The following is a 13,718-nucleotide window of genomic DNA, read 5'->3' on the forward strand; positions in this document are numbered from 1 at the left end:
CATTTTCATATATAACAAAAGCTCCTCATTACGTGCTAATTGCACGTAATGAGGAGCTTTTTTGTATAACTTCATCACATTAATGACTTATATCATTAAGCTTTTTTCATCATTTGACGCAATACGGTTTGCAGGATACCGCCGTTATGGTAGTAATCCACGTCGACCATGCTGTCCAGACGAGCGATGACAGGGAAGTCGAATTGTGTACCGTCTTCACGAGTTACGGTAACTTTCAACTCTTGTCCTGGCTTCACATCATTGCTGAGGCCAGTAATGTCATACGTTTCACGTCCGTTCAGACCAAGGCTGGACCAGCCGTGACCTTCCTGGAATTGCAATGGCATTACGCCCATGCCGACCAGGTTACTGCGGTGAATCCGCTCGAAGCTTTCTGCGATAACGGCTTTGACGCCGAGCAGGAATGTTCCTTTTGCCGCCCAGTCACGGGAGCTTCCTGTACCATACTCTTTACCAGCGATAACGATCAGGTTCTGTCCTTCATCCTGATACTTCATGGAAGCATCGTAGATGGACATTTCTTCGTCCGTTGGCAGGTACTTCGTGATACCACCCTCGGTGCCCGGAGCTACCTGATTACGGATACGAATGTTGGCGAACGTACCACGCATCATGACTTCATGGTTACCACGGCGTGAACCGTAGGAGTTGAAGTCTTTGCGCTCTACGCCATGTTCTTTCAAGTACAATCCAGCCGGGCTGGATACCGCAATATTACCTGCTGGCGAGATATGGTCCGTTGTTACGGAATCCGCAAGCAATGCCATCACGCGTGCAGAACGGATATCTGCGATATCGTTCAACTTGTCGCCAAGCTCCTGGAAGAACGGAGGATTCTGAATGTATGTGGAATTCGGGTCCCACTCGTACAATTCGCCTTCCGGTACAGAGATCGCATTCCAACGCTCGTTGGCTGTAAATACGTTCTCGTACTTGTTGCGGAACATCTGAGCGTTCAGGGAACTAGCGATGGTATCCTTGATTTCCTCGGAGCTAGGCCAGAGGTCTTTCAGGAATACAGGCTCATTGTTCGTATCATAACCGATTGGATCGGTTTCAAAGTCAATATTCACAGTACCTGCAAGTGCATATGCCACAACGAGTGGTGGAGATGCCAGATAGTTGGCTTTAACTTGTGCGTGCACACGGCCTTCAAAGTTACGGTTACCGGACAATACAGCCGCAACGGTCATATCGTTCTCAGCAATCGCTTCGCTCACTTCGTCTGGCAGTGGGCCGGAGTTACCGATGCAAGTCGCACAGCCGTAGCCGGCAACGTTGAATCCGAGTTGGTCCAGATATGGAATCAGGCCTGCTTTTTCCAGGTACTCGGTAACAACAAGGGAACCTGGAGTCAGACTGCTTTTCACATATCCTGGCTTGGTCAGGCCGCGTTCAACTGCTTTTTTCGCCAGCAGTCCTGCTCCAACCATAACACTTGGATTCGAAGTATTCGTACAACTTGTGATCGCCGCGATCACAACAGCGCCTGCCTTCAGTTCACTGGTGGAACCGTTCGGGTGCTTGACAGGTACGGTTTGTTCGATTTTCTCATCGCTCAGCCCGTATCCGCCTTTATCTACAGGTGTACGGATGATGCTGTTGAAGCTTTCTTTCATTTGTGTCAGCTCGATGCGATCCTGTGGACGTTTTGGTCCTGCAAGACTTGGTACAACAGAGCCGAGATCCAGTTCAATCACATCTGTGAATTCAGGGTCAACGGTGCTGGAAGTACGGAACATGCCTTGAGCTTTGTAGTAAGCTTCAACCAACTCCACTTGCTCGTCAGGACGGCCAGTGCTGCGCAGATAGTTCAACGTTTCACTATCAACAGGGAAGAAACCGATCGTAGCGCCGTACTCTGGTGCCATGTTGGCTACTGTTGCACGGTCAGCCAGACCAATGTTGGCAAGACCTGGTCCGTAGAACTCTACGAATTTACCAACAACGCCTTTTTTACGAAGCAATTGGGTAACGGTCAGTGCCAGATCCGTTGCTGTTGCGCCTTCACTCAGGCTGCCAGTCAGTTTGAAGCCGATAACGTCCGGTGTTACAAAGTAAAGGGGTTGGCCCAGCATACCTGCTTCGGCCTCGATTCCACCAACACCCCAACCAACAACGCCAAGTCCGTTGATCATGGTGGTGTGGGAGTCAGTACCTACGAGGGAATCCGGGAATACAACGGTCTCGCCGTCAACAGTTTTCGTTGCTGCCACGGAAGCCAGATACTCCAGGTTAACCTGGTGAACGATCCCTGTGGATGGTGGAACGGCACGGAAGTTGTTGAATGCCGTTTGCGCCCAACGCAAGAAGCGGTAACGCTCTTCATTACGCTCGAACTCGACTTTGATATTGTAATCCAGTGCATCGTTGGTACCGAAGGCATCAACCATAACGGAGTGGTCGATAACGAGATCGACGGGTACGAGCGGGTTGATCTGTTTTGGATCGCCGCCTGCTTTTTTCACGGTATCACGCATTGCAGCGAGGTCAACGACAACCGGTACACCGGTGAAATCTTGCAGTACGATACGTGCAGGGATGAATGGAATTTCCTTGTTATTGTCACGGCCATCTGCCCAGCCGGTCAGTTGTTTTACATGTTCTTCGGTAATGGCACGTCCGTCGAATTGACGAATTGCTGCTTCAAGCAACACTTTAATGGAGAAAGGGAGTCTGGAAAGATCGCCGTGGCCGTTTTCCTGAAGAGCATCGAGACTGTAGTAGCGGTAAGACTTGCCTCCGACCTCAAGACTGCGAGCGGCGGAGAAATGATTCTTTGCTGACATACATGTACCTCCTTGGGATGTGTCGGTGAGATGAAGAAAACGTTCATTTAGGTGAAGAACAGGCCTTCATCGTTCCGTGTTCTTGTTCGTTAGTTTCATCAGATGAAACGTAATTTCATAATCATAACTTTAGTATTAAGTATACCGTTTTCACCTCCGTACGTAAAGGTCTTTTTGCCTGATCAAGCAAGCTTTTGAACCGATGAAGGCGTTTTCGTGAAGCGGGCAGGAATAAGAAATCTCGTGTACCTGTATTTGCCGAATTTTAGATTTGTCTCCCGAGCCGTGTACATACAACCGAAGACCCTCTCATATGAATAGTAGGAGTTTATACGCAATGAATATTCCGGACATAACTCATGCCAAAGGGGGACACAGGCTTGGAACGGGAATGGAAGAGTGCCTTATATACTTACGTGAACCAGTACAATCGCTGTGAGATCGACTACCGTCCACAGACTAGCGAACGGATCGTTACCGATCCTGACTTCGTGGTGGAACGGGGAGAGCGTATGGCAAGGCTGGACGAATGGTATCGTAAGCGGCGCGCCGTGCCTCTTCGCAGCGAGACCAGCGCCAAGCTTGTGCGCACGCTTATGGATGGACAGGAAGAAGCAGTGGTGGATGTACAATTGTACAGCAGACTGTTCTACGAGAAGAGCGGTATCACCCACCGGGAGGACCGGATCGAGCGGGAGCGGTTAACCTTTCTGCGGCAGAGTGGTGGATGGATCATTGGACGGGTCGAGCGAGAAGTGCCGGAGCGTCGCCCTGCGGGGGAAGGGCGTCCGTTTCAACAAGCTGATTTTGTACAGGCGATGAATCGGCCGCTGCTGAATCGGGAAGTGTTGGGTCAAGGAAGAAGTTCACGGCAACAGACATATCGCAGAGATCTGGCAGTTGCCTATGCAGATCGGTGGTGGAATGCGGGGAATCCGGCATTTGAGGAATTTGATGTGGATTGCACCAATTACGTGTCCCAATGTCTCTTTGCAGGGGGCGCACCCATCCACTATACTGGTAGAAGAGAAGCTGGCTGGTGGTATAAAGGGTATGTGAACGGCTCCGAAATGTGGAGTTACAGTTGGGCAGTTTCCAACAGTCTGGAGCGTTATTTGTCAGGCAGTAGCTGGGGTCTGACCGCGACAGAAGTGGAGCGTCCTGAGCAGCTGATGCTCGGCGATGTTATTCTCTACGATTGGGATGGAGATGGACGATTTCAGCACAGCACCGTTGTGACTGCGTTTGATGCGGGCGGTATGCCGCTTGTTAACGCACATACGGTTAGCAGCCGTCACCGATTTTGGGATTACCGGGATTCTTACGCTTGGACGGAGCGGACGGTATACCGGCTTTTTCATATTGCAGATGAGTTTTGATGACGAAAGATTTTCGGGATGCGGTGACGCAGACATCCAGTTCCGTGTAAAATAAGACAAGGGTAAAACAAGCAGAAAAACAAGGGTGCTGAGCATGCAAGCATGACAGCATCAGGCACAGATAATCGGAGGGTACACATGAGTATGGATAAATTAAAAGTAGGCGTCGTGTACGGTGGAAAATCGGGCGAGCATGAGGTGTCGCTGCAAACGGCGTTTGCTGTAACAAACGCATTTGATTACGAGAAGTATGAACTGGTTCCTTTTTATATCTCCAAGCAGGGGACGTGGAAAAAAGGACCTGTCATGCATGCGCCGTTCGCGCGGATTGAAGATCTGAAGCTGGAGCAATCGGCGGGTGGAACGCAGGATGCGCTGAACGCATTGTTTGGCCGTTTGTATGGCGGAGCAGAAGCGCTGGACGTGATGTTCCCTCTGCTGCATGGTACGTTTGGCGAGGATGGCACCATTCAGGGCATGTTCGAGATGGCGGATATGCCATATGTAGGTGCAGGCGTACTGGCTTCGGCTGGCGGCATGGACAAAGTGGTCATGAAAAAGCTGTTCGCACAGGCTGGCATCGACCAATGTGCCTTTACGTATTTTAATGCTACACAATGGAAGCAGACAGAGCACGAAATGATCGTACAGGTCGAAGATCAACTGGGGTATCCTTGTTTTATCAAACCGGCCAATCTGGGCTCCAGTGTAGGCATCTCCAAAGCGCGTAACCGCGGTGAGCTGAAGACAGCTGTCGAGTTCGCCCTACGGTATGATACGAAGGTTGTTATTGAGGAGTTCGTTGAAGCACGTGAAGTTGAGGTCAGCGTCCTCGGCAATGATGAGCCCATGGCTTCCGTTCCAGGCGAGATCGTATCCTCCGGTGAGTATTATGACTATGCAGCCAAGTATATTGATGGTCAATCACAGATGCTGATTCCAGCTCCACTGGACCCAGAGGCCGCAGATCGCATTCGCGAGGCAGCTTTGCAGGCGTTCCGTGCGATTGAAGGTAACGGCATTTCACGTGCGGACTTCTTCATTCGAAAAAATGACGGCGCATTGCTTATTAATGAAGTGAACACCATGCCTGGTTTCACACCATACAGCATGTATCCACTTCTTTGGCGTGAGACAGGTGTATCGTATGCCGAATTGCTGGATCGCATGATTGAGCTGGCACTGGAGCGTTACAACCGCAAGCAGGCACTGAATTACGAGAACGGCGTACAGGCGTAGCCTGCAACCACAAGATCAGGAGGGATATGCATGGGATTTCAGACTGAATTCAATTCCGTATGCAAGTTCAAGAGTGAGCAGGAGCTGTTCGAACTGCTTGAATATGGACGCGGCAAAATGGTCAAACAGGGCTTCCGGGTATTTCCTACCGGCCAGAAAGTGATTGCATATACACCGGATAACGTGGCTGTAGCCATCGTGAAGATCGTGGTTTCCATTGCAGAGATCAACTTCCAGGGGCAAGAGGTAACTGAAGTGGAGATGCAACTGATCCGCAAATTGACGGAGGAAGAATCACGTATCCAGACCGCGCTTGCTGATGAGATGTTCTTTGGAGAACAAGCACAGGAATAGTTGTTGACTTTAAGTGCGGGTTGGAAGGACTGATTTGCCAGAATACGATTATGGTCACTCTTTTAGGGTAAAACTTGGTTATATACAGTGACGGTACATCCTGCGGCTGAATATGCCGTGCGGGTTCTCCGCCCTAATAGAGAGGAAGAAATTCATGCTCGTACGCTTTGGTTACGTGGCCATGTCCGTGCTTATAGAGAACGCCTCCCCTTCCCGGACCATGACCATGTCGAGTTTTAACAAAATAGATGACAGGGAAGCAGCGATCCGCAAGCTCGAACGGATTGCAGCCGAGAACCTGCATAATACATTACGTTTACTCAGGCACAACAAGGGTAGCCATATTCATGTATATCGCTTCTCTTCCAAATTGATTCCACTGGCAACACATGAGGATCTGAATGACTGGGACCCGTTCCCGGCTCTGAAGCAGGACTTTGCGGCCATTGGTGATTTTGTGAAGGAAAATCATATGCGTGTATCCTTTCATCCGGATCATTTTACCGTACTTAGTACACCCCGTGAGCAAGTGCTGCGCAACTCGATTCGCGACCTTCGTCATCATGTTCGGATGCTGGATGCCATGGGACTGAATGCCACTGCCAAGAACAATATACATATTGGTGGTGCATACGGGGACAAGCCTTCGGCGGCGCTTCGTTTTGAAGAAAACTTTTTGAAGCTGGATCGGGACATTCAGGAGCGGCTCACACTCGAAAATGATGACAAAACATTCAATGCGCCTGAGACACTTGCCGTGTGCCAACGCTTGGGATTGCCAATGGTACTGGATATTCACCACCATTGGGTGAATAACGAAGGAGAACAGGCATGGGATCTGTGGGCTGATATTCTGAAGACCTGGCAGTCACCGCTTGCCCAGGCAGATTCACCGGCTGATCAGCCATTGCCACCCAAAATCCATGTCTCCAGTCCGAAGAGTGAAAAGGATCTGCGAGGTCATGCCGATGGTGTGGAGGTAGAGCCTTTGCTTGACTTCTTGCGTCATATCGCAGCAGATACCCCGAGGCTTGACGTGATGATCGAGGCTAAACGCAAAGATGAGGCACTTGTGCAGCTGATGCAGAAACTGGCATTCTATCACGAAGAGGGTGTGGAGTGGGTGGATGAGTCTACCGTCATCATTCATCCGTAGTGCCAAAAGGGGCCTGGGCAACGAGAAACTTTACGACCTGTGGGGCGTATACTTTTAACAAGTATTTCAACTTTTCGTAGATTGATATAGAAAGTAGAGTGAACGCTTTGAATGAGAAGGAAAAGACACCTTATGTCGTGACAAGCAAAAGCTATACTGCCGTTGCCATTAATGCAGCTTCCAAAGCTGGCGAATGGATCAAAAGCCGTCTTGGGACGGTAGCTGAACTTGGCACCAAATATTCACCCCAAGATCTGGTGACCGAAGTGGATAAAGGAGCGGAGCAGATGATCCGCCGCCTGATTCTTACGCATTTTCCTCACCATGCCATTCTGGGGGAAGAAGGCGTCGAACCGGGACCGGAAGCTTCGGCAAAAGCACTGAAAGAGGCCGAGGAAGAAGAATTCCTCTGGATTGTTGATCCTGTGGATGGAACGACGAACTTCGTACATGGTTCCCGTTTTATTCGGTGTCCATCGCATTGGCTCATAATGGTGAAGTCATTGTCGGCGTGATCTACGACCCTTCCCGTGATGAAATGTTTGTTGCGGAAAAAGGTAAAGGAGCTTACGTTCACGGCAACCGGATGCAAGTATCCGGTGAACAGGGACTGGCTCAGAGCCTGATTGCGGTTGGATTCCCGGCAGACACAACCTTTGCGTTGCCACTGAATATGGCTGCTGTGCAGGCGCTGGCTCCGCAAGTTCGTAACTTGCGTGCAGGCGGATCTGCTGCCCTTCATCTGGCGTATGTTGCCGCAGGACGTCTCAGCGCCTATACCGAAGTTGGATTGAAACCGTGGGATATTGCCGCAGGTGCGCTGCTGGTTGAAGAATCCGGCGGTAAGGTAACAGATACCATCGGAACACCTTATCAACTGTCAGTAAGTCATGTCGTTGCCAGTAATGGCAAAATCCATGATGCACTGACGGATGTGCTGAAGGAAGCGAAGGCTACCGGGTTGGAGTGAGTTAGTTCAACTCATCGATGCTTTAATAACCTGTAATTGTACATTAACGGAGGGGACAGAAAGCATTTGAAGAAACGAAGTGCTCGCCTTTATCACCTGATTTCTTCCTTGGAAAAGGGAATCAAAGAAATCTGGGGATAACAGCGATCGGAAGATGATTCTGTATACGAAGTGAAAGTACAATAGCAATATTTAACGCATGTATGACTTTAATTAAAGGAGCGAGAACAATGGATGAATCCAAAGAACTGGAACGACGGCTCAGTGATATGCTGACGGAAGGGGACATGGAAGAGTCCGGCGACACCGATCAGCGTGAACGCCAGCTGATTCCTCCCAAATATGAAGTGCGAATCCAGACAGAACGTGATCCGATTGTCGAGGAAACGTTAAAGTACCGGAAGATGGCACGCGAAGTGGACGATCGTTATGATCGGTATCTGGAGCGAGCTGCCGGGAACAAACCGGAGAGCGACAAGGGTCGTTCAATTACCGAGGACTCGGATAAGCCGCAATCTTAATGAATCACTGAACGTCATAGTTGTACTTCACCAATAACAGGCCCCCATCAGGGAGTCTGTTATTTCATGTGTGCTCTCAGTAGAGAGGACAACGGCTACTTTAAAATGATAGAATAGAGTAACACGAACTTATATCATTGGAATGAGCGATGTACTATATATTAGTGTGAATTAAGATGAATTCACGAAAAGGAGTGTTACCCCGAATGAAGCGTAAACGTATATGGGAAAATACTGCTGCTGGTTTAACGGTAAGCATGTTGGCAGGAATGTTGCTCTTCACATCGTCGGCATTGCCTGCACACGCTGCAGATGCCAAAACTGGCATATTGCCTGCGGGTTCAAATGAGACTTCGCTGACTGCGAAGAAAGATGCAGTAGCTGTAACGAAGGAGTTCCGCATTGTCACATTGGGTGATTCCATAACGGTAGGTTATGAGCCCAACACGAAAGAGTTGCCTTATGGTTATGTAGAACGTTTGCAGGAGCAAGGTTTGCTGCATGGACGTACACAGGTGGATAACTACGGGATTGCGGGACTTAAGACCAGTGGCCTGAAAAACTTCACCACTGCAATTAAGGATGGCAAAACGCTGACTTCTGAAGCCATTCAACCAAGTCTTCCTGATCCAAGAGCGGGGCAGATCGGAGCCAATACTGCTGCAATCCGTGAGAGTGTGGCACAGGCCAATCTGGTTGCAATTACCATTGGGGGGAATGATGTATCTGAGCTTCTCGGTACAGCCGACAAACTGAGTGATCAGGAACTGCAAGCGAAGGTAAAAGAATTACTCGCAACATATACAGACAATGTTAGTGCAACGATTAATACGATCCATGAAATTAATCCAACCGCTACAATTGTTATCGCCGACCAGTATCAACCGATGCCAGAAGTAGCAGGCAAGGCACTCTATGCCAAACTTATGGAGGCCTCCCAAGGCTTCACTCAGACGATTGATGGAATCGCGGCTCAATTCTCTGCTCAAGGTACTGATGTCAAAGTTGCACACGTGGCCAAAGAGTTTGTTGGCGGTGAAGGCACAATGACTCATATGATCAAAGATCGTGATTTCCACCCGAATCAATTCGGATATGCGGCCATTGCCGAAGTATTTGCCAAAACGATCTGGGGAGATTACACCAAGCTGACTGCACCTGCCACAGGTGAACCCATGAATATTATCGTGAGTGGCAAAACCTTGAATACACCGTACAAACCGATTATTCGTAACGGCAAAAACTTTGTGGCGATCCAAGATATCGTGAACGCTGTTGGTGCTACAACGGTATGGGATAACAAGACTTCAACCGCAACCATTACATATGGAGACCGAAAGGTGGCTGTGAAGATTGGTGCCAATGCTGTGAAAGTAAATGGAGCATCGGTTACCGTGGATACACCTGCATTCCTGAATAAGGTAGGCAAGGAATCCAAAACCTATGTCCCTCTTGCCATGGTGGCTGAAGGTCTTGGCTTTGATGTGCAATATGTAGCGAAGCTGAAAACTGTTTTTGTTAATCCGTAAGATATATTTCATGCTTTAACATGGTGTTATTTAACAGCCAGAATGCCTTGATCTGTTCAAGGTATTCTGGCTGTTTTGTGTTCTTTTTGAATTGCTGACACAGATGTATACCTTCTCTAATGACCTAAAATGTTGCATAAATATATCTTGTCAGATGACCAACAGATGTGTAAATATGAAAATAACTTACAATAAAACCACTAATGCATAGTATGACAGGCCCCCCTCGCAAGCCAAAGGAGCGCTTAGGATGAATAAAATTAAGAACGCTTTCACAACATTGCCGATTCATCACAAAACGATTCTTCTCATTGGCATTTTGATGTTAATCAGCTTTACGTTTTATGCGTCCGTACTCCGATATGTGTTCAGTATCTATGACCGTCAGATTTATGAGAAGTCCTCTCAAGTCCTCAATATGTCTTCAGTAGGCATTGAGAATCAACTGCGTGAGATGTCCAGTCTCTCTTTCAAGGTGATGTCAGATGAGCCGCTTCAACAATATTTGCTTCAACTTGAAAAGGCCGAGACAGGTTACGAGAAAAATGGTCTGCGCAAAAAAATTACTAACCGGTTAGTTGCTTATGCAGGGTCTGAGAAATACGTCTATTCCATGCTATTTATCGATAATGATAATAACGTTATGGCTGCAGGGAACCGGGAAGGAATTTCGGAGACCAAACAGAAGGAACTGGTGGCACTGGGAGACCGATATTCGGGGTCCAATGTGTGGCATACCAGCGGGGATCAACAAGCTAGGCTTTTATCCGTCCGACAGGTAAAATCTTTTACGGGCGGAGCATTTACGCTCGAAAAGCTCGGGACGCTGATTATCCGTGTCCGTCTGGACCGAATTGTACAGGATCAGATGCAAGAACCGGCTGAGGACTCACAACTACTTATTACGGATGGAAAAGAAGTGATCTATCCAACAGAATCAGCAGTCAGTGAAGCGGAGATAGAGTCAGAATTGAAGCGGACCCAACCTTATGGCATTGCCATGTTTGAGCATGGTCGTTATTTTATCGCCCGGGCCAACTCTTCCTACACTGACTGGACTTACCTATATACGACGCCTTTTGATCAGATGTTTAAACAGATTCAGTTTGTCAAACAGTTGGTCACGGTGATCTTCATCATGATTTTTCTGGCGGCGCTGATCATTGGAGCGAGATTTTCTCGCAGTATTACCCATCCCATTGCGCAGTTGATCAAAAAAATGCGTAATATCGAAAAAGGCGATCTGGATAAACTGGAGGAGGCAGCCCTTGGCAATGTTCCGATATCTCCACAGAATGAGGTCGGACTGTTGCATCGTACATTCAAGATGATGCTTCAACGAATACGTGAATTGATTGATGAGAATTATGCGAAGCAACTGGTGATTCGTGAAACGGAGTTGAAAGCGCTTCAGGCGCAGATTAATCCACATTTTTTATACAACACGCTGGAATCGATTAATTGGCTCGCTAAAGTACAGAAGCAACGACAGATCTCGGAAATGGTTGAGGCTCTCGGATTTCTGCTGCGCAGCTCCGTGAATATGTCCGAGAAGTGGATCACGCTGGAAAGAGAGCTGGACATTGTCCGCAGTTACGTGACGATTCAGCGCACTCGTTTTGAGGAAAGACTGGATTTCGATATGGAGATTGCCCCAGAGGTAGGGACGGCCCGGATACCGAAGTTAACATTACAGCCTCTGGTGGAGAACGCCATACATTATGCACTCGAACCAAGTATTGACCCCTGCCGGATTCGAATTCGAGCGAGAGCAGAGGGAGACAAGGTCATTATTGAAGTCGAGGATGATGGTCCTGGGATGACATCGGAATTCCTGGAACAGTTACATGAAGGACGTATTCAGACAAGAGGACAGGGCATTGGATTATCTAACATTCAGGAACGAATCAGACTGACCTTCGGTGATGAAGGCAGTATGGTGATGAGCAGCAAGCCCGGATCAGGAACTGTAGTATCGATCAGCATACCTTGGATCAGAGAGGACGATGACGATGTACAAAGTGATGCTCGTAGATGATGAACGTGTCATTCTGGAGGGGATTTCCCAAGTGGTCGATTGGGCCGCGGCAGGTACGGAATTGGTGGGAACGGCGAGGAACGGGATCGAAGCATTGGATAAAATCGGACAGTCGAGGCCCGATATTATCATTACGGATATTTCCATGCCAGGTCTGGATGGTCTCGGACTCATAGAGAAAGCATCTGAAGCATATCCGGGAGTTCGTTTCATCATGTTATCCGGTTACAAGGAGTTCGAATATGCCCGCAGAGCGATGCAATATGGTGTGAAGCATTATTTGCTTAAACCCTGCAATGAGAATCAGATCCATGATGCGTTAACTGAACTGTTGCAGGAACATCAGGACGCTCAGGTGAAGGAGAATGTTGCCGGTGAGATGAAACAGCGATTGCAGCGTGTTCTTCCGCATGTGAAGGAGCAATTTTTGCTGGAGTTCATGACCAACCGTACCTATGGACCAGTTGATCTGGAGTATTATCAGGAGCTGTTCGATCTGGAACTTGAAGAGAACGCAGTTCGGTTACTGTTGTTCCGAATTGTAGATGAACATGATTACAGTCACTTATTTGCGATCAAAAACATTGCCAATGACCTGCTCCCACATGTCCTGTTAAGCACAACCATTGAAGGCAAACTCCTGATTCTGCTCGCGGATTCAGCGGATCCGACTGGACTGAAAAAAAGCATTGAAGAAGTTCGTACTGCGTTTACCAGACTATATAAATTGCAAGTGACTGCTGCGCTGAGCGAAGCAGATCGAATGATCCAGTCCCGGCGGTTGTTTCGTGAGGCATTGCAGTACCTGAACCATCGCTTCTTTATTGGTGAAGGTAAGCTGATTACGAAGAACGATCTGGTTCTGGCCGGAGAATGCGACGGCGTGCATGTAGAACGGGATGCGGAGCAACTGTGTCAGTTAATCAAAACGGGCAATACAGAAGAAACCGCGGCAGAGGTAGACCGTCTGTTTGATCTATTATCACGTCAGCAGTTGGAAATTGAGGTGACTCGTTCTTATGTAGTACAGCTGTATTCTGCGATGGTTCATGTCTGTCCGCCCGAGGAGGCAACAGAATTCACCCAGCGTATGGCAGAATTGCCTCATATCGATACGTTATCTGGATTAAAATCTTTTGTTGCAAGCAGTGCAGCCCGATTAACTTCCGGGTATTACAAAAACCATATTAGCCGCCAGTCTTCTGCCGTGGAGAAGATGATGGATATCGTGGATCGTCATTATGGAGAGGCAGATCTCTCGCTCAATGGAGTCGCCCATCAAATGTTGTATATGAATCCGGATTATCTGGGCAAAATCTTCAAAAAAGTCACAGGCGAGAATTTCTCCAATTACGTCAATCGTCTGCGTATTGAACGCGCATGTGACCATATCCGCAGAGGCGGCGATGTGAAAGTATTCGAGCTTGCTGAATTGTTCGGATTCGGCGGTAATTCGCAATATTTCAGTCAGGTGTTCAAAAAGTGGACCGGTATGACACCTACGGAATTCCGTAGGATCGGCATATAACAATGGAATACCAATCATGGGATTCATGTCTGGGGAGGACGAACAGCACCGAGAGGGAGACTGTTGTCCTCCTCTGTTTTTTGAACCAACAAGACGGTTTTGTGTATTCAACTATGATCGTACATTTGCGAAAATGACATTAAGAAGTTTGTGAAAGCGTTATCAGAAACGAGAGGATAACTCGTTCACACAAC

General features: G+C 48.3%; 9 protein-coding genes and 1 pseudogene. 9 read left to right on the forward strand and 1 reads right to left on the reverse strand.

What is annotated here, in order from left to right; all coding sequences use genetic code 11:
• Nucleotides 1-95 precede the first annotated feature (95 nt).
• Complete coding sequence (acnA, locus tag MHH93_RS24715) at nt 96-2,810, reverse strand: aconitate hydratase AcnA (RefSeq protein ID WP_124118742.1); 2,715 nt, start codon at nt 2,808-2,810, stop codon at nt 96-98.
• 359 nt (nt 2,811-3,169) lie between these two features.
• On the opposite strand from acnA, the gene MHH93_RS24720 reads away from it, so the two are divergent.
• From MHH93_RS24720 to MHH93_RS24760, 9 genes and pseudogenes are all read left to right on the forward strand, one after another.
• The gene (locus MHH93_RS24720; RefSeq protein ID WP_500056174.1) at nt 3,170-4,189 is read left to right on the forward strand and encodes an amidase domain-containing protein; all 1,020 of its coding nucleotides are present in this window, start codon (nt 3,170-3,172) and stop codon (nt 4,187-4,189) included.
• Between the two features lie 138 nt (nt 4,190-4,327).
• Complete coding sequence (locus MHH93_RS24725; RefSeq protein ID WP_500056175.1) at nt 4,328-5,428, forward strand: D-alanine--D-alanine ligase; 1,101 nt, start codon at nt 4,328-4,330, stop codon at nt 5,426-5,428.
• A 30-nt stretch (nt 5,429-5,458) separates the two neighbouring features.
• Nucleotides 5,459-5,782, forward strand: a complete 324-nt coding sequence (locus MHH93_RS24730; RefSeq protein WP_062837611.1) for a hypothetical protein — start codon at nt 5,459-5,461, stop codon at nt 5,780-5,782.
• A 154-nt stretch (nt 5,783-5,936) separates the two neighbouring features.
• The gene (gene uvsE, locus MHH93_RS24735) at nt 5,937-6,938 is read left to right on the forward strand and encodes a UV DNA damage repair endonuclease UvsE (protein ID WP_500056176.1); all 1,002 of its coding nucleotides are present in this window, start codon (nt 5,937-5,939) and stop codon (nt 6,936-6,938) included.
• A 107-nt stretch (nt 6,939-7,045) separates the two neighbouring features.
• Nucleotides 7,046-7,908: pseudogene (locus MHH93_RS24740) on the forward strand (inositol monophosphatase family protein).
• 230 nt (nt 7,909-8,138) lie between these two features.
• The gene (locus tag MHH93_RS24745) at nt 8,139-8,429 is read left to right on the forward strand and encodes a hypothetical protein (protein ID WP_500056177.1); all 291 of its coding nucleotides are present in this window, start codon (nt 8,139-8,141) and stop codon (nt 8,427-8,429) included.
• A 206-nt stretch (nt 8,430-8,635) separates the two neighbouring features.
• Entirely contained in the window at nt 8,636-9,958 is a 1,323-nt protein-coding gene (locus MHH93_RS24750; RefSeq protein WP_500056178.1) for an SGNH/GDSL hydrolase family protein, read from the forward strand.
• Between the two features lie 250 nt (nt 9,959-10,208).
• The gene (locus MHH93_RS24755; protein ID WP_500056179.1) at nt 10,209-11,996 is read left to right on the forward strand and encodes a sensor histidine kinase; all 1,788 of its coding nucleotides are present in this window, start codon (nt 10,209-10,211) and stop codon (nt 11,994-11,996) included.
• The gene (locus MHH93_RS24760; RefSeq protein ID WP_500056180.1) at nt 11,971-13,524 is read left to right on the forward strand and encodes a response regulator transcription factor; all 1,554 of its coding nucleotides are present in this window, start codon (nt 11,971-11,973) and stop codon (nt 13,522-13,524) included. The genes MHH93_RS24755 and MHH93_RS24760 overlap by 26 nt, the downstream gene beginning before the upstream one ends.
• Nucleotides 13,525-13,718 lie beyond the last annotated feature (194 nt).

Origin of the sequence: Priestia sp. FSL H7-0729 (genome assembly GCF_038005685.1) — a bacterium.
Taxonomy (GTDB): Bacteria; Bacillota; Bacilli; order Paenibacillales; family Paenibacillaceae; genus Paenibacillus.